The following is a 25136-nucleotide window of genomic DNA, read 5'->3' on the forward strand; positions in this document are numbered from 1 at the left end:
CTGCGGCGCCTGGTTGTTCTTCGGCTGCGGGCCGGTGGGGGCTGGTCGCGCCGTTCCCCGCGCCCCTTTCGTGCCGGCGGCGGCCCGTTGCGGTCGCGTTGTGGCGTGCGTCGCCTGCGGCCGGTGGGTGGGTCGGGGCCGGGGTGGGGGGTGCGGGAGCGTCGTGGCGTGCGCGGTGCGGGTCGCTTGGGGGTCAGGCCCAGAGGATTGCGCCCAGCCAGGCTGCCGTGATCAGGAGGCAGGTGAACAGTTCCGCCAGCACGCTCCAGCCGCCGGAGCGCATTGCCGTGCGCAGGGCCGCGCGGGCCTCGCCGTGGCGGCCGAGGCGGAGGCGTTCGGAGAGGTAGATGCCGCCCAGGAAGCCGGGGATCGCGCCCAGTACGGGGAGCAGTACGAATCCGGTCAGCGTGCCGAGGCCGGCGTAGACGGCCATGCGGGGGGTGGCGCCCGCGTCGCGCAAGCGGCGCGGGGGCAGCAGCCCGCGTATCGCCTGGGACAGCAGCAGGAGGGCGGTGGCGCCGACCAGGAGGCCCCAGGCGACCGGCTGGGGGTCCTTGAGCGCCCACCACAGCACGGCGGCCCAGACCAGCCATGAGCCGGGCACGCCGGGCACCAGCACTCCGCACAGGCCGAGCAGCAGGACCACCCCGACCAGGAGGAGTTCCCACACTCCCATCTGCCCAGGGTGCCGGAGCGAGCGGGAAGGCGCAGGTGGGGAGGACCGCGCGGGGCCCGTCTAGGCGTCCCGGGTCACCCAGCCCCGCTCGTACGCGTGCCAGCCCAGCTGGAGGCGGGTGGTCACGCCGGAGAGTTCCATCAGGCGTTTCACGCGGCGCTGGACCGTCCGCAGGCCCAGGTCGAGCTGTTTGGCGACGCTCGCGTCGGTGAGGCCGGCGAGCAGCAGGGAGAGGATCTCCAGGTCGGTGGTGTCGGGACCGTCCGGGCCTTCTTCGGTCACTCCGTCCGGACCGAGCCGGAGCGGCAGCGCGTTCCGCCACACCGACTCGAACAGGCCGGCCAGGAGTTCCAGCAGCCCGCTCGCGTGCACCACCAGCGCGGCGGGCTCCGCACGGCGGGTGGTGAGCGGCACCAGGGCGAGGGCGCGGTCGGCGACCACCAGCTTCGTCGGGACCTCGTCCACCACACGGACCTGTTCGTCGCGGGAGAGTGCCGCGGTCAGCTCCGTGAAGCCGTGCGGCAGGTCCAGCACGGAGCGCTCCACGACCACCCGGTAGCGCACGCCCCGGCCGGCCGCCTGCTCCTCGGCGTCGTTGTCCGTGCCGGAGACGACCATCGGGTTGCCGGTGACCAGCGCGCACACCTCCTCGGTCGCGCCGAGCTGGAGTTGCAGGAAACGCTGGGCGACGGCGGCCGCGCCGGTGACCACTTCGACCAGGTCGTGCACGGCGGGTTCGGCGGCGCTCGCCCGGTACTCCTCGGCCAGCAGGGCCGCCGTCAGCTCGGCCGTCTCCAGCTCGTGCCGCCGCTGGGTGAGCAGCGCGCCGAGCGCCACGCCGGGCGGGGCGGCCACCCAGCGGCCGGGCCGGCCGGACGACTGTGCGGCCAGACCTTGGCGTTCCAGGCGGCGCAGGGCACGCTCGGTGTCGGGTTCGGTCCGCGACAGCCGGCGGGACAGGTCAGGTACGTCGGCCGCGCCCAGCGACACCAGGGCGCGGTACGCCGACTCGTCCGTCTCGTCCAGCCCGATCGCCGCCAGCATCAGCGCGCGCCCTCCCGTCGGATTCCACCAGCCGTGGCGTGCCCGCCGTGGCGGAAAACAGCCACGGCGCAAACCCGCCGCCCGACATCATCGCCGCACGACCGCTCCCTCTGCCAAGGTGTGGCCACGGCCGCTTCCTGTGATCATCCGGCGATCCGCCGCGGGCCGTCCTCCGACGTGACCGGGGCCCGGGACGCGTATCCGCGCGAAGGGGATCCGGGGCCCGGTCACCCTGTCGTCGCCGGGCGGTCCTCCCGTGGGGGGTGGGGCCGCCCGGCGGCCGTCAAGTCCCCGGCGCGGGCCGGGAGTTCGTCTCCTTGTTCGACGGGTCGCCCGACACGCCGTCCAACGCGCCCCCCGGGGCCGGATTTTCCGGATGCCCCGTTTTCATCCGGGCCGTACGGTGGACAATTGGGGGCATGAGCCAGCAGGGGGGAAGGCCCACCGGCCGGGAGGACGACTGGTGGGGGCAGCTGTACGACGACGCCACGACGGACACGGGCCCCACGGCGGTGCCCGATTCACTGGACGACCGCTTCGCCTCGGCGGCGGGCACGCTCGGCCGTCGAAGTGAGGGGGCACCTGACGACGCGAAGCCTCCGGACACCTGCGGGCCACCGGCGCCCGCGGTACCACCGCAGCGGGACCGGCCCCCGGCCCCGTCCAGCGGCCGGCCGCGAGCCCCCTGGGAACCACCGCCCGCGACACCGCCCGGCCCCGTGACCTTCCCACCGGGGCCGGTCACGCCCGGCCCCGAGGAGCGGGCGGCGCAATCGCCGGGGCGGCCCGGGGCGTACGGGGCCGGCAGCGGCCGTAGGGCCGAGGGCTCCGGGACGGAAGCTTCCGCGGGCGGTGGCAGCGGGGCCGGCACAGGTGAGCAGGACGCCTCCGTCCACCCCGTCCCGCTTCCCGCGTCACGCCCGCACGTCGGCTCCGGCCCGCCCACCTACGACGCCGAGCCCACCGCTCTGCCCGCCGCCGACCCCGACGACCTGGACGATCTCGTGCCGGACACCGTGCTGGACGGGGCGCGGTACGGGGTGTGCACCGTGCGGGCCGTGTCGGTGCGCGGGGACTCCGCGCGCTTTCGCGGGGAGCCGCGCCGGGACGCGCTGCTCACCGCCCGGTTCGGCCACGGGGAGCACGCCCTGCTGCTGGTGGCCATGGCGTCCGGCGCCCGTGCCACGCCGGGTACGCACCGGGCGGCGGCCGACGTGTGCCGGTGGATCGGCCGGGCCGTGGGCCGCAGTCATGTCCGGCTCGTCGAGGATCTGAGGGCCGCCCGGCGCGGTGACCTGAAGTCGGGGCTGCACCGGCTCACCGACCGCAGCCTCGGCAGGCTGCGTGCCGCCGCCGCCGAACAGGGCCTCGCGCCCGAGGAGTACTCCGCCACGCTGCGCTGCCTGCTGCTGCCCGCCGACCCGGCCTGCCGTACCCGCGTCTTCTTCGGCGTCGGCGACGGCGGACTGTTCCGGCTGCGCGGCGGCGAATGGCAGGATCTGGAGCCGCGGGTGACCGAGGTGCCGACGGGTGAGGCCGTCGTCGGGTTCGGGTCGCCGCCGGCCGAGACGCCGCAGGGCGACCGGCTCACCATGGACCTCGGCATCCCGACACCGCCCAGCCCGTACGAGCCGGCCCCGGAGCCGCCCCGTGCGCCCTTCCGGTTCCGTGCCTCGCTCGCCCGACCGGGTGATGTGCTGCTGATGTGCACCGCGGGCCTGGCCGAGCCCTTCCTCGGGGAGCCGGAACTCGCCGCCCACCTCGGCGGCCGGTGGTCCGCCCCCGAACCGCCGGGCCTCGCCGCCTTCCTCGCCGACGCCCAGGTGAGGGTCAAGGGGTACGCCGACGACCGTACGGCCGCCGCTGTGTGGGAGGCGTAACCGCGCCCGCTGTGCCTCCATGGGAAGGCGGGACGCCATCAGCGACCCGGGACCCGAGGGCATCCGCCGGACAGCGAAGGGGCAGACGAGCAGCCATGGCCAAGCAGAACGTCGCCGAACAGTTCGTCGACATCCTCGTCCGCGCGGGCGTCAAACGTCTCTACGGCGTCGTCGGCGACAGCCTCAACCCGGTCGTGGACGCCGTCCGACGCAACGCCGCCATCGACTGGATCCACGTCCGCCACGAGGAGACCGCCGCCTTCGCCGCGGGGGCGGAAGCGCAGATCACCGGCCGGCTCGCCGCCTGCGCCGGCTCCTGCGGACCCGGCAACCTCCACCTCATCAACGGTCTCTACGACGCCCACCGCTCGATGGCGCCGGTGCTGGCCCTCGCCTCCCACATCCCCTCCAGCGAGATCGGCCTCGGCTACTTCCAGGAGACCCATCCCGACCAGCTGTTCCGTGAGTGCAGCCATTACAGCGAGCTGATCTCCAACCCGAAGCAGATGCCCCGGCTGCTGCAGACCGCCATCCAGAACGCCGTCGGCCGCAGCGGCGTCAGCGTCGTCACCCTGCCCGGTGACATCGCCGCCGAGCCCGCGCCCGAGCGGGCCGCGGAGTCCGCCCTGGTCACCGCCCGGCCCACGGTCCGCCCCGGCGACGCCGAGATCGACCGGCTCGTCGACCTGATCGACGGGGCCGAACGCGTCACGCTGTTCTGCGGCAGCGGCACCGCCGGGGCGCACGCCGAGGTCATGGAGTTCGCAGAGAAGATCAAGTCCCCGGTGGGACACGCGCTGCGCGGCAAGGAGTTCATCCAGTACGACAATCCTTTCGATGTCGGGATGAGCGGGCTGCTCGGCTACGGCGCCGCCTACGAGGCCACCCACGAGTGCGACCTGCTGATCCTGCTCGGCACCGACTTCCCCTACAACGCGTTCCTGCCCGACGACGTGAAGATCGCGCAGATCGACGTGCGGCCCGAACACCTCGGACGGCGTTCCAAGCTGGACCTCGCCGTGTGGGGGGACGTTCGCGAGACGCTGCGCTGCCTGATCCCGCGTGTGCGGACCAAGGACAACCGGCGCTTCCTCGACAAGATGCTCAAGAAGCACGCCGACGCCCTGGAGGGGGTGGTGAAGGCGTACACGCGCAAGGTCGACAAACACGTCCCCCTCCACCCCGAGTACGTCGCCGCCGTCCTCGACGAACTCGCCGACGACGACGCCGTGTTCACCGTCGACACCGGGATGTGCAACGTCTGGGCCGCCCGCTACCTCTCGCCCAACGGCCGCCGCCGGATCATCGGTTCCTTCTCGCACGGCTCGATGGCCAACGCGCTGCCGATGGCGATCGGCGCCCAGTTCACCGACCGGGGCCGCCAGGTGGTGTCCATGTCGGGCGACGGCGGGTTCTCCATGCTGATGGGCGACTTCCTCACCCTGGTCCAGTACGACCTGCCGGTGAAGGTCGTGCTCTTCAACAACTCCGCCTTGTCCATGGTGGAGTTGGAGATGCTGGTCGCCGGGCTGCCCTCCTACGGCACCGCCAACAAGAACCCCGACTTCGCCGCGGTCGCCCGTGCCTGCGGTGCCCACGGGGTCCGGGTGGAGAAGCCCAGGCAACTCGCCGGTGCGCTCAAGGACGCCTTCCGGCACAAGGGTCCGGCGCTCGTCGACATCGTCACCGACCCCAACGCGCTGTCCATCCCGCCGAAGATCAGCGCCGAGATGGTCACCGGCTTCGCCCTGTCCGCCTCGAAGATCGTGCTGGACGGCGGAGTCGGCCGCATGCTCCAGATGGCCCGCTCCAACCTGCGCAACGTGCCGCGTCCCTAGGCCTTCTGTGCGCCTTCCGTAACGTCGCTATCCGGCCAAGTTCCGGGGACGGGAACCGGGTGCCGTGTGTCCCCTGTGGCCCCACCTCCCGCGGGCGCGCCGCCCAGGGGGCGGTCGGAGGGTGTGCGCGGACGGCGTGACCGCCCCGGCGGCTTCGCGAGCGCGTACGCCGCCCGGCCGCGCGGTGGCCGAACATCCGGTTGTCGCCGAGCCCGGATGACTGCCTCCCGACCGGCCGGGCATGCATCCCGTGAACGTGTTCGAGCAGGAGGGATACGGCCATCGGCACGCAGGCGGGGGTCATGACCAGGCAGGCACGAAGGAGCGTACCGGTGACGACGGGGGCCTACTCGGCCGAGGCAGTGGAGGACAGGACGGACAGCGGCGGGGACCGCATACCGGCGCCGCAGTTGCGGCGCCGGCTCGCACGACGTGACCTGCGGGCGGTGTCCGAGGCGCGCAGGGCCCTGAGAGAGCTGCTCGGGCAGTGGGGGAGGACCGCAGGAGCCGACACGGCGGAGCTGCTGACCAGCGAACTGGTCACCAACGCGCTCGTGCACACCGACCGCGAGGCGGTGCTGACGGCGACGGTCTGGCCGCGCGGCGTACGGGTCGAGGTGCGGGACTTCGTCGGCCGCAGACCACGGCTGCGCGTGGCGGACGCCGACGACGACACGCACGGCCGGGGGCTGATGCTGGTGCAGTCCCTCGCGGACGCGTGGGGAGTGCGGGCGCACGGGGTGGGCAAGGCGGTCTGGTTCGAGCTGCACGCCGCGTGAGCGGCGGACGGGCGGGCTCGGGCGCGCCACGCGTGGGCAACGGGGCGGGGCCGCGACCCTGCCGGTCGCGGCCCCGCCCCGTTGCTGGTTCTCCTAGCCGAACTGCTGCTCGAGGTCCTTGAGCTTGCGCTCCAGGGAGTCGAGCCGCGGCAGGGCCTGCGTGTCGTCCTCCGCGGTGAGGTCGACGGTGATCGCGTCAGACGCCCGGCGGACGGGCTGCAGGGAGGGACGCGCGCGTACGGGCAGTTGCTCCGCCGTCGATATGGCAGGCTCCGCGGAGAGCTCGTTGCCGCCGCGCTCCACCGCCTGCACCTCCACCTCGCGGCCGGCGCCATGGCCGGCGTAACCGCCGTGTCCGCGGCTGATGGCCTTCAGCTGGGCCCGCTCCACGCGGTCCTTCTCCCGCTGCAGCCTGCGCGACTCCTCCTTGCGCCGCTTGTCGTCGCGCACCTCGTCCACGGCCTCGTCCAGGCTGCGCACGCCCTCCAGGAGCATCAGCGACCAGGCCCTGTACGTCTCGCGCGGCGCCCTCAGCCAGCGCACTATCCGGATCTGCGGCAGCGGCCGCGGGATCAGCCCCTGCTCGCGCAGTGCCGCACGGCGGGTCTGCTTCAGCGCCCGGTCGAACAGCACGGCAGCCGACAGCGACATGCCCGCGAAGAAGTGCGGGGCACCGGCGTGGTTGATGCCGCGCGGCGCGTGCACCCAGTTGAACCAGGCGGCCGCCGCCGCGAACATCCACACCAGCAGCCGGGAGCCGAGGGCGGCGTCACCGTGGCTGGCCTCCCGCACCGCGAGCACGGAGCAGAACATGGCCGCCCCGTCCAGGCCGAACGGGACCAGGTACTGCCAGCCGCCGGTCAGGTTCAGGTTCTGCTCACCGAAGCCCACCAGTCCGTGGAAGGAGAGCGCGGCCGCAACCGCGGCGCAGCAGAAGAGCAGCACATAGGAGACCGTGCCGTAGAGGGCCTCCTTGCGCCTGCGGCGCTCCTCGGCGCGCTCCCACGAGTCGTCCGCGCTCGCGTTCTCCCCGGAGGAGCGCTTTCCGCGCGCGAGCACCGCCACCGCCGCCAGCATGCCCAGGAGCAGTACGGCGCCCGGAAGCAGCCAGTTCAGCGATATGTCGGTCAGTCTCATCACGGGTCCCTTGCATTGGGATAGGGCGTAACGCCCGCCATAGTGGCCCAATCCCGCCGTCCCTCAGGGGGTTTCGGGGCAAGAGGCCGCCAAGGAGGTGCAAGGGGATGCCCAGGACGGCGTTCTGCTCGAACTGCCGCGTGAGGGGCGGGAGTTGAGTTCGAATAAGACTACCCGTACGGGTGGTTCCACGGGAACTTCCTGCGCGTGGTGAGGAAGGTGTGAAACGGCTGTGTCCGTACGCGTGTCCCACTCGCGGCTGATCTTAGTGGATGCCGGGGTGACGTGGGTGTCCGAGGAGGCGTCAACTGCGCGCGAGGCGTGCTCTCGTGGGCCCGAGGGGCCTCGGGCGGTGATGGTGGGTCGCGCGGTGGCGGCGCGTCAGATGGCCGCGGTCGCCAGGAGCTTGGCCAGGCGGTCGGTGTCGCAGGTGCGGGGGCAGGTGGCGCAGGTGTCCTCGGGGCGGACGGTGTAGAACATGCAGCAGCTCGCCCGGTCCCTGGTGGGGAGTCGTTCGCCGTTCGGGCCGGTCAGTTCGCGGAACGCCGCCGCGCCTGCGTAAGGCTTCGTCGCGCCCGGCAGCAGAAGCTCCAGTTCGTGACGCGCCCGCTCCTCCTCGCCGAGCAGATGGGCGACGTACCACAGGCCCTCCACGACCTCGTCGGTCACCATGCCCCACAGTGCGCGGCCACGGCGCCGCATCCGCGGGCCGAACGCGGCGAGCAGCGGTTCGGCGTGCTCGGCGATCGCCCCGCGCACCTCGGCCCGCAGGGCCTCCTCGTCCGGGACCACGCGGGCGGCGGGGTGGGCGGCCGCCGGGTCGCCCGGCAGGCAGGCGAAGGAGGCGGGACGCACGGCCATGCGGCCCGCCGTGCGGTCGTACGCGACGTGGGTCACCGGCAGGCGCGGGACGCGGCGGTCCAGGAACCAGGGGACGGTGATCAGCAGGCAGGCGGGCCAGGCGTAGCGGTGCAGGGCGAAGCTCGCGACGACGTCGGGGCGGGCGCGGGTGCCGTAGTCGCGCCGCACCTGTGCGTCGTCCCAGGCCAGGAAGGCGTCGAGGGCGGCCGGGTCGTGGGCGAGTGCGGCGGCGGGGGTCCAGTTGCCGTCCTGGGGGAGCGGGGTCTGCGGATGCAGCTCGATGATCGTCAGCCCGGCGTAGGCCTCGGTGAGGCGGGCGTACGCGTCCGCGGTGGGGGCGGACGCGACGGGGGCGGCCGCGGTGCGGGTGGGCTGGACGGGCATGGGGACCACCGATCCTGAGCGGGATTGAAGGTAAGGCTTACCTTACTGGATCTCTCGACCGTTCTTGATCGGATTTGAGCTGGTGGGTTCTGGGCCTAAGGTGCTTGACGGACGAGTAACAACCCGTCGTAATGACCCCAAGCACCGACAAGCCCGCAGGAGGACCCGTGAAACAGGGGGCGCAGGGTTCTGCCGGGACCGGGGCCGCCGCCGCGCACGGGGTGCGTGTGCCGGTGCAGCCGACGGCAGCGGATGTGGACCGGGTGGCCGCCGGCCGGGACGAGGCGGTGCGCGGTGAGCACACGCACAGTGAGCGGCCGGTGGTGCAGCGCGCGTCGGTGCGGGGACAGATCCTCGATGCCTTGCGCGCCGCGCTGGTCGCGGGGGAGCTGAGGCCCGGCGAGGTGTACTCCGCGCCCGCGCTGGGGGAGCGGTTCGGGGTGTCGGCGACGCCGGTGCGGGAGGCCATGCAGCAGCTGGCGCTCGAGGGTGCCGTGGAGGTCGTGCCCAACCGGGGGTTCCGGGTCGTGGTGCGGGACGCGCGTGAGCTGGCCGAGCTGGTCGAGGTGCGGGCGCTGATCGAGGTGCCGGTGATGCTGCGGCTCGCGCGCACGGTGCCGGTGGAGCGATGGGCGGAACTGCGGCCGCTGGCCGAGGCGACGGTGCGGGCGGCGGCGTCCGGGTGCCGGGCCACGTACGCGGAGTCCGACCGGGCGTTCCATCGGGGGGTGCTGGGGCTGGCGGGCAACTCGCAGTTGGTGCGGATCGTCGATGACTTGTACCGGCGCGGGCAGTGGCCTTCGGGTGGGGGGCGGGCGGAGCTGCTCGCTGACGCGGCTGAGCACGTGGCGTTGCTGGACGCGTTGATCGCGGGGGCGGTGGATGTGGTGCGGGGGTTGGTTTCCGGGCACTGCGGGTGACGGTCGCCCGTCTGCGGGTACGTGGGGGCCGTCCGTTCGTCTGCGGGCCGGTGGGGGCGGGTCGCGCAGTTCCCCGCGCCCCTTTTGTGCCTGCGGCGGCCCGTTGCGTGCGTGGTGGGCTGGTGTCGCGCCTGCGGTGCGTGGTGAATCGGGGCCGGGGTGGGGGATGTCCGTCCTCGGTCCGGCCGCCCGTCCCCGACGCGCGCACCGTTGCCCGGTGCCGGCCGCTGCGGGCGGACACCCCCCACCCCGTCCCCTTCCCGCCGTACGCGACTGCGGCCCGTAGCCCCTTCCGTCTGTGTGCGGGGCACGGCGCGGGCCGGGGGGTCCGTTCGGGCGGTCGGCCACCGTGGACACCTAAGGGGCGCGGGGAACTGCGCGACCGGCCACGACGTGCCCGCACAGGCCACCTAAGGGGCGCGGGGAACTGCGCGACCCGCCACGACGCGCCCGCACCGGACGTGCAGCCGCGAGCGGGGGCGGCGTTCGGTGGAGCCTACGCCGTTGCCGCATCCGGTGCCGGTGGTGCCAGTTGTGCGGCCAGCCAGGTGGGGACTCCGCCGAGGAGGCGGAAGAGGCGGCGGGCCTCCTCGCGCAGGCGGGACGCCTCCGGTTCCGGTTCGGTGTCCGCGAGGGACGCCAGGGCCGGGGCCGTACCGACGAGGTAGCCCAGCTCTTCGCGCAGCCGCAGGGATTCGGTGAAGCCGTGGCGCGCCTCGGCCAGTTCGCCCTCGCGCAGGGCGAGGCCCGCCAGGTGACGCCAGGTGAAGGAGAGCAGGAGCGGGTCGGCGTGCGCGGTGGCGCCCGCGTGGGCCCGGCGGAACGCGGCGTGCGCCGCCTGGGGCGCGTCGCCGAGGTTCTGCGCGACCAGACCGCGGCGGAAGTCCAGCAACGCGCGTGCGTGGGAGTCGCGGGGGATCAGGGCCGCCGCGCGGCCGAGCGCGGCGCGGGCCTCGTCGGCCCGGTCGCGCACCCCGTGCAGGGTCGCGGCGTAGGCCACGTACCCGCGTTCACAAGCGGCCGCCCCGCGCTCCTCGTCCGTGTGGGCCAGCGCCTCCGCGGTGCGCAGCGCGTCCTCCGCCTCCTCCCAGCCCCGCTCGGTGTACAGGCAGCGTTCCGCCAGCAGCGCGGCCCGCTGGAGAGCCGCGGCCGCGGTGTCCGGCTTCAGCAGTTCCGCCGCGTCGGCCCAGCATGCGCGGGAGCGCAGCCGCCATACCGCGGTCTGGAGGGGATCGTCAGCTGCGGTCGTTCCGGTACCAGACATGGCGGTATGCGCCACATTGCCCTCCCCGAGCACGCCATTGAGCTATGAGTAGTGGCGGCATTCCAGCACCAATCGCGGTGCCGGGCCAAGGGGGTGGGTGAAGGAATTCACAAAGTCGGGTCGCTCTTCGGTCAGCTCATGCGCAGCGCCAGGAAGAAGTCCAGCTTGTCCTCGAGGCGTGAAAGGTCCCGGCTCGTCAACTGCTCGATTCGCCCGACCCGGTAGCGCAGCGTGTTGACGTGCAGGTGGAGACGGGTGGCGCAGCGGGTCCAGGAGCCGTCGCAGTCGAGGAACGCCTCCAGGGTGGGGATCAGCTCGGCCCGGTGCCGGCGGTCGTAGTCGCGCAGGGGGTCCAGGAGGCGGGCGGTGAAGGCGCGGCGGACGTCGTCCGGCACGAAGGGGAGCAGCAGGACGTGGCTCGCCAGTTCCTGGTGGCCCGCCGCACAGACCTGGCCCGGACGGGCGGCGGCCACCCGGCGGGCGTGCCGGGCCTCCTCCAGCGCGCCGCGCAGCCCCTCCGCCGAGTGGACGGCGGCGCTCACGCCGAGGGTGACCCGGCCGTCGCCGTCCAGCCCGGCGGTCAGCGGGTCGCGCACGGTCTGGAGCAGGGTGTCGGCCAGGATCCCGGTCTCGGTGCCGTCGTGCTCGGTGGCGACGGCCGGGAGCGGCACCAGGGCGATCGCCTCGTCGCCGGTGCGGGCGACCGCGATGCGGTCGGACGGCTCGGGTCCGGTGGCCTGCGGGTCGACCAGGATCTCCTCCAGCAGGGACTGGGCGACCGGGCCGCCGTCGACATCCCCGCCCTCCCACTCCACGCGGGCCACGATCACCTGCCAGTGCGGGGCCGCGCCCAGGCCGGGCAGCAGCACGGGAGCGGCCACGCGCAGGCGCGCGGCGATCTCCGCCGGGGCCGCGCCCGTCTGGACCAGTTCGAGGACCTCCTGGGCCAGGCGGCGGCGGACCGTGCGGGCCGCGTCGCGGCGGTCCCGCTCGACCGCGATCAGCTGGGTGACGCCCTGCAGCAGGTCCAGGCGCTCCTCGGCCCAGTCGGAGGCGTCCGCCTCGACCGCGAGCAGCCAGTCGGACAGGACCGTCTCCCGCACGTCCCGGGCGGCGGCCTGCGGGGAGCGGCCGCTGCTGCGGACCGGGAACAGGGAGTACGTCGTCGCGCCGAGCGTCACCCGGTGCGGGCCACGGCGGCCGGTGCGGGTCGCCGCAAGGTGCTGGGCCGCGAGCCGGCCGCACACCTCGGCGGGGAGCGCCGGTGCGGCCTCCTTCGAGCCGGCGATCAGCCGGCCGGTGGGGGAGAGCACCCAGGCGCGCAGGTCGAGGTCGGAGCCCAGCAGGTCGAGGACCACGTCGGGGCCGCCGCCCGCGGGACCCGAGGTCATCATGCGGCGGTGCCGGTCCACCACGGCCGCGAGGTCGCCGGCGCGCTCGCCGGAGACCTGCCGTACGACGTGCTCGGTGATCGTCGCGAACGCCACCGACTCGTGCACCGCGAACAGGGGCAGGCGATGGCGGGCGCAGGCCAGGACGAGGTCCTCGGGCACATCGCCCAGCTCGGCCTCGCCGGCCGCCAGCGCGGCCACGCCGGCCTGCACCAGGATCCGCACGAACGGTTCGGAGTCGTCGGCGTCCCGGCGCCAGGCCAGGCCGGTGAGCACCAGTTCGCCGCCGGAGAGGTAGCGGCTTGGGTCGCGCAGGTCCGTGGTCATCACACCGCGCACGGTGCGGTCCAGTTCGTCCTCGCCGCCGAGGAGCCTCAGGCCCAGCGCATCGGTGTCCAGCAGTGCGCGCAGCCGCATTCTCGTCGCCGCCGTTCTTTGTCTCGAAAACTTCGGATGAATCTTGTGCCGAGGAGCCGGGCGCGATGGCCGGGCGGTCACGCCCCGTGGGCTTCTGGGCTGTGTTTTCTGTTGCCAGAGGAAGACGTGGGGGTTACCGGGCCCCTCACTTCATACGAATCTACAAGATGGCTCTTCTGGCCACCCAACTCCTTCATGGTTTCCGTGACTGACCCGCATGGAGCAGTCGGCGGTGTACTGAGTCCACTTCGGTGAACACGACGTGAACGAGCCAGCCCCACCGCACGCCGATTGACTTGATCTGCACCACCACGAGACGTAGAAGAGAGCCGGTCATGGACTACCTTCGCCCCACCAGCCGGGAGGGACTGCTCGCCGTCACGGCCGAGCGCTCCGGCGTGGTGCCGATCGGGGGTACCGACGTGATGGTCGGAGCCCGTGTCCCGTACCCGCAGATCGTCGACGGTCTCCGTGCCGAGCTGCCCGCCCGCGCATCCGCCGCCCGGACGGTCGCCTCCCCCCTGATCCGCCACCTCGGCGTCGCCGGCGGCAGCCTCGGCACGGCTTCTCCCATCAAATGCGTCCGCCTCGTCCTGCGCGCCCCCGGCGCGCACGAGGCGGACCCGGCGGCCCGGGGCACCCGGGCGATCCCCACGGCGGACGGCCGGCGACGGCACCGGCCCGGTCGCCCGCGCCGGCCGTCCGAGCGGCGATCCGCCGCGGCGCCGGTTCCCGATCCGGGCCGCACCGCGGTGCGGCCCGAGCGTCCGGCCCGCCCGGCGTGATCCACAGACTCTCCGGGCGGCGCAGGGAACGTCACACCCTCCACCGCGCCGCCCGGAGGAACCCCCTTTGAGTTCCGCTCCGCTCGCGGGCCTTGAAGTACCTGCAGTTCGTTCGTCTCGGGCCGTCCCCCGGGCGTCCATTCCCAAATCCCGCAGCCGCGGCCCAATCCGGTGCCGTCGGTTCCCACGCGGGTGCCCCTGTGAACCTTGGGAGATGGCACCATGACCCAGCAGTCAGTGGAGCCCAGGACCACCGCCGAAGACGCGGGCTCGGGAAGCCGCGTCCCGGCCGGACGGTCCTGGCTCGACCGGTACTTCCACATATCCCAGCGGGGATCCACTGTCGCGCGTGAAGTGCGCGGCGGCGTCACCACCTTCATGGCGATGGCGTACATCCTGCTGCTCAACCCTGTGATCCTCTCCGGCGCGGACAAGTCCGGGGACTCGCTCAGCCAGAAGGCGCTGATCACCGCGACCGCGCTCGGTGCGGCGTTCTGCACCCTGCTCATGGGCTGGTTCGGCAAGGTCCCGCTCGCCATGGCCGCCGGACTCTCGGTCTCCGGCGTGCTGGCCGGCCTCGTGATGGGCAACAAGGACCTCACCTGGGCCCAGGGCCTGGGTATGTGCGTCGCCTACGGTGTCGTGATCATGCTCCTGGTCGTCACGGGACTGCGCGAGCTGATCATGAACGCGATCCCGTTGCCCCTGAAGCACGGCATCACGATCGGCATCGGCCTCTTCATCGCGTTCATCGGTCTGGTGAAGGCCGGGTTCGTGCACGCCGGCGAGGCCACGCCCGTCACCCTCGGAAACGGCGGCGAACTCGTCGGCTGGCCCGTACTGCTCTTCGCGGTCACGCTGCTGATGATCTTCATGCTCCAGTCCCGGAACGTGCCGGGCGCCATCCTCATCGGCATCGTCTCCGGCACGGTCCTCGCCCTGATCGTCAACGCCGCGGGCCTCGTCGACGACAAGGCGTGGGCCAACGGTGAGGCCCCCGCGCTGCACGGCAGCGTGGTGTCCATGCCGGACTTCTCGCTCATCGGCAAGGTGTCCTTCGGCGGTCTGGGCGACGTCGGCTACATGACGGTCACCTTCATCGTCTTCACCCTGGTGCTCGCCGGCTTCTTCGACGCGATGGCCACCATCATCGGCATCGGCACCGAGGCCAACCTGGCCGACGAGAAGGGCCGGATGCCCGGCCTGTCCAAGGCCCTGTTCATCGACGGCGCCGGTGGTGTCATCGGCGGTGTCACGGGCGGCTCCGGACAGTCCGTCTTCATCGAGTCCGCCACCGGTGTCGGCGAGGGTGCCCGCACCGGACTCGCCTCGGTCGTCACCGGTGGGTTCTTCGCCCTCTGTCTCTTCTTCACGCCGCTCACGGCGATCGTGCCCAGAGAGGTGGCCTCGGCCGCCCTCGTCACCATCGGCGCGATGATGATGATGAACGCCCGGCACGTGGACTGGGGGGACCGCTCCGTGGCGATCCCGGTCTTCCTGACCGTCGTGATCATGCCGTTCACCTACTCGATCACCCCCGGTGTCGCCGCCGGCGTGATCTCCTACACCGCCATCAAGGTCGCCCAGGGGAAGTGGCGGGAGATCGGCCCGTTCATGTGGGGTCTGACCGCCCTCTTCCTCGTCTACTTCGCACTCCATCCGCTCCGTTCCCTGCTGGGCGTGCACTAGCCGCCCCGGCACGACGAGCTGTGCCCGCAAGCGCTCGAGGACGCGATGCCGTCCTCGAGCGCTTCGGGTACAGCGACGAGGACGCCCGCGCCGTCGGCCTGACCCGTGACGGCGTCATCGGCCTCCTCGTCACACCGGGAGGGCCGGTTGACCGGCCCGCCGGTGCTCGCGGCCGCTCGGCCGCCGCCGCCCGTGGGGAGGCTGCGGCGGCCGAGTGGATCGTCACCGGCCCCTCCGAACCGACCAGCCGGCCGCCCCGACACCACCGTCGAGGGCGGCTTCGGCGTTCACCCCCGAACTCGACCGCACGGTGGCCCGGTCGGCTCGCGCCGCACCCACCTGGCCGGTTGGCCTGAAGGACCGTCATCGAACTTGCGTGCCCCGCTCCTGACCTGCAAGGTGAGCAGTCTGTTGCCGGAGGGACGGGGGAGCGGGGTGGCGGAGACACAGGGCGTGGTCGGGCCGCGTGCGGCGGACCGGGCGGGGGCGGTCGGGGACGAACCGGGTGGTGAGGCGCGCGGGGCCGGACGGATACGGCGGATGCCGGCCTGGGCGACCACGGTGCTGGGCGTCTTCCTGCTGGCCGACCTCGTCGTGGTGTGCGGGGCGTTGCTGAGCCTGTGGCCCGCGCTGCTCGAGGTCGTCCGGGCGGGGGCGGCGCCGGGTGCCACGGCGCGGTGGTCGCCGTTCGGGCTCGGCGGCTGGGCGCTCACGGCCGACACGGCGATGCTGCTCGCCGTCGTCTGCTGCAGCGCGCTGGGCAGTTTCGTGCACGCGGCCACCTCGTTCGCCACGTACGTCGGCAACCGGCGGCTGTACGCGAGCTGGCTGTGGTGGTACCTGCTGCGCGCGGGCATCGGGGTCGCGCTCGCGCTGCTGGTCTACTTCCTGCTGCGCGGCGGTCTGTTCACGGGCAGCTCCGGTCCCGCGGCCACCAACCCGTACGGCTTCGCCGGGATCGCGGGCCTGTGCGGGCTGTTCTCCAAACAGGCCACGGACAAGCTCCGCGAGGTCTGCGACACGATCCTCAGCACCCGCACCGACGGCGACCGCGACCGCCAGGACAAGCTGGAGACGCCGGCCGCCCACCCGCAGGACGGGCCGGCGTAGTCCCCGCTTCGGAGGCGCCCGGCGGTCAGGCCGGCGTTCTGAGCAGCTGGTTCAGGGCGCGGCCGAAGACCGTGCGGCACGCCGCGCGCAGGAGGGGGTCGGCCAGGGCGGGCAGAAAGCGGACGCGCAGTTCCTCACGCCACACCACCCGGGTACGGCCGCCGGGGCCCGGGTGGGTCTCAAGTTCCGCCCAGCCGAGGACGACGCGGCCGCGTTTCTCCATGCGGCACAGTCCGGGGCCGTCGCCCGTCGGCGGCTGCCAGGCCGTGACCTCCATCGGGTCGGCGAAGCCGAGCGGCCCGAGCCCCGTGCGGGCGACGATCACCGTGCCCGGCCGGGTCGGCCCGGCGGGGACCGCGCCGACCCGGGTCAGCGGCACCGAGGCACCGTGCCGGGGCCAGTCGGTGAGCCGGCGCCAGGCCTCCGGCTGGGGGAGCGGCACCGTACGTTCGAGGCGGAAGTGGACCACGTCAGGATCCTAGAGAACCCGACCGGTCCGGCGGTCCGTCCCCGGCCCGCTCACCCTTTCGCGTCCGGGGTGCGGTGTGCCTTGTGGCCTCAGGGCCGGTACACCTTTCCCGGCTCGGCCTTCCCGGGGGCGAGGAGCTGGGGCACCGTCACGAACACGTAGCCGCGTTCCTTGAGGGCGTCGATGATGCCGGGGACCGCGGGGACGGTGCCCGGGTAGATGTCGTGCAGCAGGATGATGCCGTCCCGGGACGCCTGGTCGAGCACGCGCTTTCGGATGAGCGCGGAGTCGTTCGTCGTGTAGTCCTTCGCGGTGACGCTCCACAGGACCTCCGCGAGGCCCATCTCCTTGGAGATCTTGTTCACCGTGTCGTTGGTGCGGCCCTGCGGCGGACGCATCAGAGTCGGCCGGTGTCCGGTGAGCTTCTCTATCGCGTCGTTGGGGCGCTTGAGTTCCTCGCGTATCTCGTCCGGCGTGATCTTGGTGAGGATCTTGTGGTCCCAGGTGTGGCTGGCCACCTCGTGGCCCTCGGCCGCCATCCGCTTGACCAGCTCGGGGTACGTGTCGATGTGCCGCTCGCCGAGCAGGAAGAACGTCGCCGGCACCTGCTTCTGCTTCAGGATGTCCAGCAGCCGCGCGGAGTTCTCGCTGGGCCCGGCGTCGAAGGTGAGCGCGATGCACTTGGCCTGACGGCAGTCGACGGTTCCGTACCGGGCCGCCTGGACGGTGGCCGCCGGGTGGGCGCGGGCGTCGCTCGGCGCCGTGGTGTCCAGGCGCGTGCAGCCGCTCAGCGCCAGCGTCACGGCGGCGGCGGAGAGGATCGCCGCCGCCCGGAACGCGTTCCCCGTTCTTGGCATCTTCCTGGTCAGTGAAGGCATGGAGTGACTATACATAGCGTGTATACGCAAGATGTATAGTCTCTGATCGCTACCCGAATCCATGAATGTGACGGTCCTCACCGGGTTACTCGCGCGGACACGCAAGTGAAAGGCGAGAGTGAGGAGAGCCCCGTGAGCGCACATCCTTGGCGCCGGGTGCTGGTCACCGGTGGAGCCGGATTCGTCGGGTCCCATCTGTGCGGCCGGCTGCTGGACGGCGGCTGCGACGTCGTCTGCCTGGACAATCTCGCCACCGGCTCCCGGGCCAACGTGGCCGAGCTGAACACCCGCCCGGGCTTCCGCTTCGTCCGCGGCGACGCCACCGACCCCGCCGCCTGGCAGGCCCTGCCCGGCCGCTTCGACCTGGTGCTGCACTTCGCCTGCCCGGCCTCCCCGGCCGACTATCTGCGGCTGCCTCTGGAGACCCTCGACGTCGGCTCCACCGGCACTCGCCTCGCCCTGGAGCGTGCCCACGCCGACGGCTCCCGCTTCCTGCTCGCCTCCACCTCCGAGGTCTACGGCGACCCGCTGGAGCACCCCCAGCGCGAGACCTACTGGGGCAACGTCAACCCCAACGGGCCGCGCAGCGTCTACGACGAGTCCAAGCGCTTCGCCGAGGCCCTGGTCACCGCCCATCGCGGCGTCCACGGCACCGACACCGCCATCGTGCGGATCTTCAACACCTACGGCCCCCGCATGCGCACCGGCGACGGCCGCGCCGTCCCGGCCTTCATCGCGCAGGCCCTGGACGGCATGCCGCTCACCGTGGCCGGCGACGGCGGTCAGACCCGCTCGCTGTGCTACGTCGACGACACGGTCACCGGCATCCTCGCCCTCGCCGCGTCCGGCGAGGCCGGCCCCGTCAACATCGGCGGCGCCGACGAGATCACCATGCTGGAGCTGGCCCGCCGGATCATCGACCTCACCGGTTCCGCCTCCCGCGTCCGCTTCGTCGAGCGCCCCGTCGACGACCCCTGCCGCCGCCGCCCCGACACCCGGCTCGCCCGCGAGTTGCTGGGCTGGCAGCCCCGGGTCGACTGGACCGAGGGCCTGAAGCGCACCATTGGCTGGTTCTCGCGGTCCGTGGCCGCCTGAACCGCTCCACGCGCGGTCGATTTGTCCTCACTCAAGGTGAAAAATCAGCGTATTTCGGTCGCAGTTGTCTCCAAGTGTTTGAGTCAGCTACCCCGCGGCACCCGCACAGCCCAGAGCCCCCGACCGCCTCCCGGGACGGAGCAAGCACCATGCGCATCCTTGGAATCAACGCCCTGTTCCACGACCCGGCCGCCGCTCTGGTCGTGGACGGGCGCACCGTCGCCGCCGCCGAGGAAGAGCGTTTCAGCCGCCGCAAACACGGCAAGCGGCCCGTGCCGTTCTCCGCCTGGGAACTGCCCGAGCTGTCGGCGCGCTGGTGCCTGGAGCATGCCGGACTGCGGCCGGAGGAGCTGGACGCCGTCACGTACTCCTTCGACCCGAAGCTCGCCCGGCCCGCCGCCGACATGGGACTGAACGACCCCTGGGACCCGCTGCGCCTGGAGTACGCCCGCCGCGCCCCCGAATTCCTCGCCGAGGCCCTGCCCGGCCTGGACCCCGAGCGGGTCGCCTTCGTCCCGCACCACGTGGCGCACGCCGCCTCCGCCGGGCCCGCCTCGCCGCATCCCGACAGCGCCGTCCTCGTCCTGGACGGCCGCGGCGAATCCGCCTCCCACCTGGCCGGACGCTTCGACGACGGCAAACTCGACACCCTGCACACCCAGGCCCTGCCAGACTCCCTCGGTCTCGTCTACGAGGAGCTGACCGCACACCTGGGCTTCCTGCGCTCCAGCGACGAGTTCAAGGTCATGGCGCTCGCCTCCTACGGCACGCCCCGCTTCCTCGACCGGCTCAGGCAGCACGTCCACGCCACCGGCGACGGCGGTTTCCGCGCCCACGGCGTCGACTGGGCCTCCTTCGCCCCCGCCCGCGCCAAGGACGAGCCGTGGACCCAGGACCACGCCGACCTCGCCGCCAGCGCCCAGGCCGTCCTGGAGGAAACCCTGCTGGAACTGGTGCACTGGCTGCACCGCGAGGCCGGCGGCGAGGCCCTCACCATGGCCGGCGGCGTCGCCCTCAACTGCGTCGCCAACTCCAAGATCGCCCAGCGCGGGCCCTTCCCGCACGTGTGGGTGCAGCCCGCCGCCGGAGACGCCGGCACCGCGCTCGGCGGCGCCCTCTTCCTCGCCGCGCAGGCCGAGGACACCGCCCCGATGCCCGGCGCCGACCTGGGCCGCGGCTGGAGCGACGAGGAACTGCGCAGCCGGCTGGAGACGGCCGGCGTGCCCTACGAGCGCCCCGACGACATCGCCGAGACGGTCGCCGGGGAACTCGCCCGGGACGGCATCGTCGCCTGGTTCCAGGGCCGCAGCGAGTACGGCCCGCGCGCCCTCGGCCACCGCTCGCTGATGGCCCACCCCGGCCGTGCCGAGAACCTGGAGCGGCTCAACCACGTCAAGGGCCGCGAGGAGTTCCGCCCGGTCGCGCCCATGGTCCGCGCCGAACGCGCCGCGGAACTGTTCGACGGGCCGCTGCCGAGCCCGTACATGCTCTTCGTGCACGACGTGCACCCCGCCTGGCGCGACCGCATCCCCGCCGTCGTCCACGTCGACGGCACCGCCCGCATCCAGACCGTCGAGGAGCGCTCCGAACCGCTCGTCGCCCGCATGCTTGCTGCGTTCGAGCGCCGAACCGGACTTCCCGTCGTCGTCAACACCAGCCTCAACACGGCCGGCCGACCCATGGTCGACGACCCACGCGACGCCCTGGAGTGCTTCGGTTCCGCACCCGTGGACCTGCTGGCCATCGGACCGTACGCGGTGCGCCGCGGCCGGGCCTACGCGAAGGGACACGGCGCATGACCGCATACGCCGTGGTGATCCCCACCCTGGTGCGCGACACGCTCGCCGACTGCCTGGCCGCGCTCGCCGCCGCGACCGGACCGCGCCCCGACGAGATCGTCGTCGTCGACGACCGGCCCGGCCCCGACCCGGACCCCGGGGCGCTGGACCACCCGCTCAGCGTCCTCGGCGACCTGCGCGAGCGCACCCTCGTCGTGACCAGCGGCGGACGCGGACCGGCCGCCGCCCGCAACACCGGCACCCAGGCCGTCACCGCCCCCTGGGTGGCCTTCCTCGACGACGACGTCCAGGTCGGCCCGCACTGGTGCGACCAACTGGTGCAGGACCTCCAAGAGGCCACCCCCGACACCGGCGCCGTCCAGGGCGTCATCGCCGTACCGCTGCCGGGGCACCGGCGTCCCACCGACTGGGAACGCGCCACCGCCGGCCTCGCGCAGGCCCGCTGGATCACCGCCGACATGGCCTACCGCACCGAGACCCTCAAGCAGGTCGGCGGCTTCGACGAACGCTTCCGGCGGGCCTTCCGCGAGGACGCCGACCTCGCCCTGCGCGTGCTCGACGCCGGCTGGCGCATCCGCCAGGGCCGGCGCACCACCCGGCACCCGGTGCGGCCCGCCGACCGCTGGGTGTCCCTGCGCGCCCAGCGCGGCAACGCCGACGACGCCCTCATGCGGGCCCTGCACGGCCCCGACTGGTGGCACCGGGCCCTCGCCCCGCGCGGCCGCATCCGCGGCCACATCGCCACCACCGCCGCCGGGCTGACCGCCGTCGGCTGCGCGCTCACCGGGCACCGGCAGGCCGCCGTCCTCGCCGCGCTGGGCTGGGCGACCGGCACCGCCGAGTTCGCCTGGGCGCGCATCTCGCCCGGACCGCGCACCCGGCACGAGGTCGACACCATGCTCGCCACCAGCGTGCTCATCCCGCCCGCGGCCACCTGGCACTGGCTGAACGGCCTGGTACGGCACCGCGGGGCCGCGCCCTGGCGGGAGGTGGCGCTGTGACGGCGATCCGCGCGGTGCTCTTCGACCGCGACGGCACCCTCGTCGAGGACGTGCCCTACAACGGCGACCCCGACCGGGTGCGCCCGATGCCCGGCGCCCGCGAGGCCGTCGAGCTGCTGCGCGCCCACGGCATCCGCACCGGCGTCGTCACCAACCAGTCCGGAGTCGCCCGCGGCCTGATCACCGAGGCCGACGTGCGCCGGGTCAACGAGCGCGTGGACGAACTCCTCGGCCCCTTCGACGTGTTCGCGATCTGCCCGCACGGCCCCGACGACGGCTGCCACTGCCGCAAGCCGCAGCCCGGCATGATCCTCTGGGCCGCCGGGAGGCTGTGCGCGCCCCCCGGCCGCCTCGCCGTCGTCGGCGACATCGGCGCCGACGTCGAGGCCGCCCGCCGGGCCGGCGCCCACGGCATCCTCGTCCCCACCCCGGTCACCCGGCCCGAGGAGACCGCGAGCGCCGAACACGTCGCGCCCAACCTCCGGACGGCCGTGCGCGCCCTGCTCGACGGCCCGCCCCGCGGCCGGGTCCTGGTCGACGAACGGCCCCTCGCCGACGCCTACCGGGAGGCGAGATGAGAGCACTCGTCACCCGCCTCGACAGCTTCGGCGACGTCCTGCTCGCCGGGCCCGCGATCCGTGCCGTCGCCGCCCGCGCCGACCACCTCACCCTGCTGTGCGGGCCGCTCGGCGAGCCCGCCGCCCGCATGCTGCCCGGCGTCGACGAGGTCGTCGTCTGGGACGCCCCCTGGGCCGGATTCGACCCGCCGCCCGTCCGCCGCTCCGACATCGACGCGCTCACCGCGGCCCTCGACGCCGACGCCGGGCTCGTCCTGACCTCCTTCCACCAGTCGCCGCTGCCCACCGCACTCCTGCTGCGCCTGGCCGGGGTGCGGCACCTCGCCGCCGACAGCGCCGACTACCCCGGCTCCCTGCTCGACGTACGCCACCAGCGCGCCCCGCACGCCCACGAGGCGGAGGCCGCCCTCGACCTCGCCGAGGCGGCCGGCTTCCCCCGCGTCGACGACGGACGCCTCGCCGTCCTGCCCCCGCCCGACACCCGCGACCTGACCGGCGAGGGCCCTTACGTCGTGCTGCACCCCGGCGCCAGCGTCCCCGCCCGCGCCTGGAGCCCCGGCCGCTGCGCCGAGGCCGTACGCGAACTCACCGCCGCCGGACACCGCGTCGTCGTCACCGGCGGGCGCGGGGAGCGGGAACTGACCGCGCAGGTCGCCGGGGACACCGGCCTGGACCTCGGTGGCCGTACCGACGCCCCGACGCTCGCCGGGGTCCTCGCCCGGGCCGCCGCCGTCGTCACCGGCAACACCGGCCCCGCACACCTCGCCGCCGCCGTCCGCACCCCCGTCGTCTCCCTGTTCGCCCCCGTCGTCCCGGCCGAACGCTGGCGGCCCTACGGCGTGCCGTACGTGCTGCTCGGCGACCAGAGCGCGCCCTGCGCCGGCAGCCGGGCCCGCACCTGCCCCGTCCCCGGCCACCCGTGCCTTCAGTCCGTGACCGCCCACGACGTGGTCGCCGCAGTGGAGAAGGTGATGCAGGCATGAGGATCCTCATCTGGCACGTCCACGGCTCCTGGACCACCTCCTTCGTCCAGGGCCCGCACACCTGCCTCGTCCCGGTCACCCCCGACCGCGGCCCCGACGGCCTCGGCCGCGCCCGCACCTTCGACTGGCCCGACCGCGTCCTCGAGGTCCCGCCCGAGCGGCTGCGCGAGGAGGAGATCGACCTCGTCGTCCTGCAACGTCCGCACGAACTCGCCCTCGTGGACGAGTGGCTGGGCCGCCGTCCGCCGATGGTCTACCTGGAGCACAACGCCCCGCACGGCGACGTGCCCGACACCCGGCATCCGATGGCGGACCAGTCGGCGATCCCGATCGTGCACGTCACCCACTTCAACCGGCTGATGTGGGACAACGGCCGAGCCCCCACCGCCGTCATCGAGCACGGCATCGTCGACCCGGGCCCGCTGTGGACCGGGGAGGTGCCGCACGCCGCCGTCGTCGTCAACGAGCCCGTACGACGCGGCCGTACCACCGGCACCGACCTGCTGCCCTTCTTCGCCGAGGCGGCCGGGCTGGACGTCTTCGGCATGAAGACCGACCGGCTCGCCCTGCCCGGCGTGCGGACCTTCGACCTGCCGCAGCGCGAACTGCACGCGCAGATGGCCCGCCGCCGGCTCTACCTCCACCCGGTCCGCTGGACCTCCCTCGGCCTGTCGCTGCTGGAAGCGATGCACCTGGCGATGCCGGTCGTCGCGCTGGCCACCACCGAGGTGACCGAGGCGGTGCCCGAGGGCGCCGGCGTGGTCTCCAACCGCATCGACGTACTGAAAGACGCCGTACGGGACTTCGTCGCCGACCCGCTGCACGCCCGCGCGGTCGGCGAGGGCGCACGCGCCGCGGTGCTCGCCCGGTACGGGCTGACCCGCTTCCTGGACGACTGGGAGCGGCTGCTGAAGGAGGTGACCCGATGAGGATCGCCATGGTGTCCGAGCACGCGAGCCCCCTCGCGGTGCTCGGCGGGGTGGACGCCGGTGGGCAGAACGTGTACGTGGCCCGTCTCAGCGAGGAGCTGGCGGCGCGCGGACACGACGTCACCGTCTACACCCGGCGCGACTCCGGCGACCTGCCCGACCGGGTGACCATGCCCGGCGGCACCGTCGTCGAGCAGGTGGCGGCCGGTCCTCCGCGGCCCGTCCCCAAGGACGAACTGTTCCCGTATATGCCGGGCTTCGGCGCTCACCTGGCACGCGCGTGGCAGCGCGAGCGGCCCGACGCGGTGCACGCCCACTTCTGGATGTCCGGCATGGCCGCCCGCATCGGCGCCCACCCCCACGGCGTCCCCGTCGTGCAGACCTTCCACGCCCTGGGCACCGTCAAGCGCCGTCACCAGGGCCGCCGCGACACCAGCCCCTTCGAACGCATCGGCATCGAGCGGCAATTGGGCCGCACCTGCAGCCGCGTCCTGGCCACCTGCACCGACGAGGTGTACGAACTCGCCGACATGGGCGTCCTGCCGCAGCGGGTCTCCGTGGTGCCGTGCGGCGTGGACGCCGACCACTTCCACCCCGGCGCCCGCGACCGCCGCCATGTGCCGCCGCGCGAGCAGCGCCACCGGATCCTGTCCTGCGGGCGGCTCGTGCGCCGCAAGGGATACGACAAGGCGATCCGTGCCCTGACCCGCATCCCCGACACCGAACTGCTCATCGCCGGCGGCCCGCCGCCCGGACTGCTGGAGACCGACCCGGAGGCCGAGCGGCTGCTGAAGTTCGCCGAACGGGCCGGTGTCGCCGACCGGGTGCGGCTGCTCGGCGCCGTCGACCCCGCGCACATGCCCGCCGTCATGGGCAGCGCCGACCTGGTGCTGTGCACCCCGGTGTACGAGCCGTTCGGCATCGTGCCGCTGGAGGCCATGGCGTGCGGCGTGCCGGTCGTCGCCACCGATGTCGGCGGCCACAAGGACACCGTCGCCGACGGCGTCACCGGACGCCGGGTGCCGCCGGGCGACGCCTGGGCGGTCGCCGCGGCCGTACGGAACCTCCTCGGCGACGACGCGCTGCGCCGCCGTATGGGCGAGACCGGGCGTGAACGCGTCCTCGCCCGCTACACCTGGCACCGGGTCGCGGACGGCGTCGAGCAGGTCTACCGCCAGGTCGCCGTCGGGCGCGGCCTGCGCACGGAGGTGGCGTGATGAGAGCCCCCG

22 protein-coding genes and 1 pseudogene are annotated in these 25136 nt (G+C 73.5%); 15 read left to right on the forward strand and 8 right to left on the reverse strand.

What is annotated here, in order from left to right; genetic code table 11:
• Window positions 1-193: 193 nt before the first annotated feature.
• Both ACZ67Q_RS00945 and ACZ67Q_RS00950 read right to left on the reverse strand, forming a co-directional pair.
• Window positions 194-676 carry a DUF456 domain-containing protein gene (locus ACZ67Q_RS00945; protein WP_471174824.1) on the reverse strand — a complete coding sequence of 161 codons (483 nt, stop codon included), beginning with the start codon at window positions 674-676 and terminating at the stop codon, window positions 194-196.
• Window positions 677-736: 60 nt separating this feature from the next.
• On the reverse strand, window positions 737-1720 hold the full coding sequence (locus ACZ67Q_RS00950; protein WP_471174826.1) for a helix-turn-helix domain-containing protein: 984 nt from the start codon (window positions 1718-1720) through the stop codon (window positions 737-739).
• A 419-nt stretch (window positions 1721-2139) separates the two neighbouring features.
• On the opposite strand from ACZ67Q_RS00950, the gene ACZ67Q_RS00955 reads away from it, so the two are divergent.
• The 3 genes from ACZ67Q_RS00955 to ACZ67Q_RS00965 all read left to right on the forward strand — a co-directional run bounded on the left by ACZ67Q_RS00955 (window position 2140) and on the right by ACZ67Q_RS00965 (window position 6217).
• Window positions 2140-3600 (forward strand): protein phosphatase 2C domain-containing protein, encoded by a 1461-nt coding sequence (locus tag ACZ67Q_RS00955; RefSeq protein WP_471174828.1) that lies wholly within the window; start codon window positions 2140-2142, stop codon window positions 3598-3600.
• Window positions 3601-3695: 95 nt separating this feature from the next.
• On the forward strand, window positions 3696-5438 hold the full coding sequence (locus tag ACZ67Q_RS00960; RefSeq protein WP_471174829.1) for a pyruvate dehydrogenase: 1743 nt from the start codon (window positions 3696-3698) through the stop codon (window positions 5436-5438).
• A 302-nt stretch (window positions 5439-5740) separates the two neighbouring features.
• Entirely contained in the window at window positions 5741-6217 is a 477-nt protein-coding gene (locus ACZ67Q_RS00965) for an ATP-binding protein (RefSeq protein WP_471174831.1), read from the forward strand.
• 93 nt (window positions 6218-6310) lie between these two features.
• Here ACZ67Q_RS00965 and ACZ67Q_RS00970 read toward each other — a convergent pair whose 3' ends face one another.
• The gene (locus ACZ67Q_RS00970) at window positions 6311-7354 is read right to left on the reverse strand and encodes a DUF2637 domain-containing protein (RefSeq protein WP_471174833.1); all 1044 of its coding nucleotides are present in this window, start codon (window positions 7352-7354) and stop codon (window positions 6311-6313) included.
• 381 nt (window positions 7355-7735) lie between these two features.
• Window positions 7736-8599 carry a (2Fe-2S)-binding protein gene (locus ACZ67Q_RS00975; RefSeq protein WP_471174834.1) on the reverse strand — a complete coding sequence of 288 codons (864 nt, stop codon included), beginning with the start codon at window positions 8597-8599 and terminating at the stop codon, window positions 7736-7738.
• Window positions 8600-8766: 167 nt separating this feature from the next.
• On the opposite strand from ACZ67Q_RS00975, the gene ACZ67Q_RS00980 reads away from it, so the two are divergent.
• Window positions 8767-9519, forward strand: coding sequence for a GntR family transcriptional regulator (locus ACZ67Q_RS00980; protein WP_471174835.1), 753 nt, complete (start codon window positions 8767-8769; stop codon window positions 9517-9519).
• Between the two features lie 496 nt (window positions 9520-10015).
• On the opposite strand, the gene ACZ67Q_RS00985 is transcribed toward ACZ67Q_RS00980, so the two are convergent.
• Window positions 10016-10783, reverse strand: a complete 768-nt coding sequence (locus tag ACZ67Q_RS00985) for a hypothetical protein (protein ID WP_471174836.1) — start codon at window positions 10781-10783, stop codon at window positions 10016-10018.
• 131 nt (window positions 10784-10914) lie between these two features.
• Window positions 10915-12591 carry a PucR family transcriptional regulator gene (locus tag ACZ67Q_RS00990; RefSeq protein ID WP_471174837.1) on the reverse strand — a complete coding sequence of 559 codons (1677 nt, stop codon included), beginning with the start codon at window positions 12589-12591 and terminating at the stop codon, window positions 10915-10917.
• A 335-nt stretch (window positions 12592-12926) separates the two neighbouring features.
• Between ACZ67Q_RS00990 and ACZ67Q_RS00995 the strand changes: the two genes are divergently transcribed.
• The 4 genes and pseudogenes from ACZ67Q_RS00995 (at window position 12927) to ACZ67Q_RS01010 (ending at window position 16175) form a co-directional block, all read left to right on the forward strand.
• On the forward strand, window positions 12927-13376 hold the full coding sequence (locus tag ACZ67Q_RS00995; protein ID WP_471174838.1) for an FAD binding domain-containing protein: 450 nt from the start codon (window positions 12927-12929) through the stop codon (window positions 13374-13376).
• Between the two features lie 222 nt (window positions 13377-13598).
• Complete coding sequence (locus ACZ67Q_RS01000) at window positions 13599-15065, forward strand: NCS2 family permease (RefSeq protein ID WP_471174839.1); 1467 nt, start codon at window positions 13599-13601, stop codon at window positions 15063-15065.
• Between the two features lie 15 nt (window positions 15066-15080).
• Window positions 15081-15396, forward strand: a pseudogene (locus tag ACZ67Q_RS01005) (XdhC/CoxI family protein); the annotation flags it as partial.
• Window positions 15397-15500: 104 nt separating this feature from the next.
• Complete coding sequence (locus ACZ67Q_RS01010) at window positions 15501-16175, forward strand: hypothetical protein (RefSeq protein ID WP_471174840.1); 675 nt, start codon at window positions 15501-15503, stop codon at window positions 16173-16175.
• A gap of 25 nt (window positions 16176-16200) precedes the next feature.
• On the opposite strand, the gene ACZ67Q_RS01015 is transcribed toward ACZ67Q_RS01010, so the two are convergent.
• Both ACZ67Q_RS01015 and ACZ67Q_RS01020 read right to left on the reverse strand, forming a co-directional pair.
• Window positions 16201-16644 (reverse strand): SRPBCC family protein, encoded by a 444-nt coding sequence (locus ACZ67Q_RS01015; RefSeq protein WP_471174841.1) that lies wholly within the window; start codon window positions 16642-16644, stop codon window positions 16201-16203.
• A gap of 89 nt (window positions 16645-16733) precedes the next feature.
• Window positions 16734-17447 carry a polysaccharide deacetylase family protein gene (locus ACZ67Q_RS01020; protein WP_471175971.1) on the reverse strand — a complete coding sequence of 238 codons (714 nt, stop codon included), beginning with the start codon at window positions 17445-17447 and terminating at the stop codon, window positions 16734-16736.
• Between the two features lie 207 nt (window positions 17448-17654).
• Between ACZ67Q_RS01020 and ACZ67Q_RS01025 the strand changes: the two genes are divergently transcribed.
• From ACZ67Q_RS01025 to ACZ67Q_RS01055, 7 genes are all read left to right on the forward strand, one after another.
• The gene (locus ACZ67Q_RS01025; protein ID WP_471174842.1) at window positions 17655-18617 is read left to right on the forward strand and encodes an NAD-dependent epimerase/dehydratase family protein; all 963 of its coding nucleotides are present in this window, start codon (window positions 17655-17657) and stop codon (window positions 18615-18617) included.
• 149 nt (window positions 18618-18766) lie between these two features.
• The gene (locus ACZ67Q_RS01030) at window positions 18767-20416 is read left to right on the forward strand and encodes a carbamoyltransferase family protein (RefSeq protein WP_471174844.1); all 1650 of its coding nucleotides are present in this window, start codon (window positions 18767-18769) and stop codon (window positions 20414-20416) included.
• Window positions 20413-21417 carry a glycosyltransferase family 2 protein gene (locus ACZ67Q_RS01035; protein ID WP_471174846.1) on the forward strand — a complete coding sequence of 335 codons (1005 nt, stop codon included), beginning with the start codon at window positions 20413-20415 and terminating at the stop codon, window positions 21415-21417. Before ACZ67Q_RS01030 ends, ACZ67Q_RS01035 begins: the two co-directional genes overlap by 4 nt.
• Window positions 21414-21995 carry a D-glycero-alpha-D-manno-heptose-1,7-bisphosphate 7-phosphatase gene (locus ACZ67Q_RS01040; RefSeq protein ID WP_471174848.1) on the forward strand — a complete coding sequence of 194 codons (582 nt, stop codon included), beginning with the start codon at window positions 21414-21416 and terminating at the stop codon, window positions 21993-21995. Before ACZ67Q_RS01035 ends, ACZ67Q_RS01040 begins: the two co-directional genes overlap by 4 nt.
• A complete protein-coding gene (locus ACZ67Q_RS01045) occupies window positions 21992-22978 on the forward strand; it encodes a glycosyltransferase family 9 protein (protein ID WP_471174850.1) in 987 nt (328 codons plus the stop codon). Before ACZ67Q_RS01040 ends, ACZ67Q_RS01045 begins: the two co-directional genes overlap by 4 nt.
• Window positions 22975-23907 (forward strand): glycosyltransferase, encoded by a 933-nt coding sequence (locus tag ACZ67Q_RS01050; RefSeq protein WP_471174852.1) that lies wholly within the window; start codon window positions 22975-22977, stop codon window positions 23905-23907. The genes ACZ67Q_RS01045 and ACZ67Q_RS01050 overlap by 4 nt, the downstream gene beginning before the upstream one ends.
• Window positions 23904-25124: a glycosyltransferase gene (locus ACZ67Q_RS01055; RefSeq protein WP_471174854.1), complete on the forward strand. Its 1221-nt coding sequence runs from the start codon at window positions 23904-23906 to the stop codon at window positions 25122-25124. Before ACZ67Q_RS01050 ends, ACZ67Q_RS01055 begins: the two co-directional genes overlap by 4 nt.
• Window positions 25125-25136 lie beyond the last annotated feature (12 nt).

Source organism: Streptomyces sp. NPDC036813, from assembly GCF_055609245.1.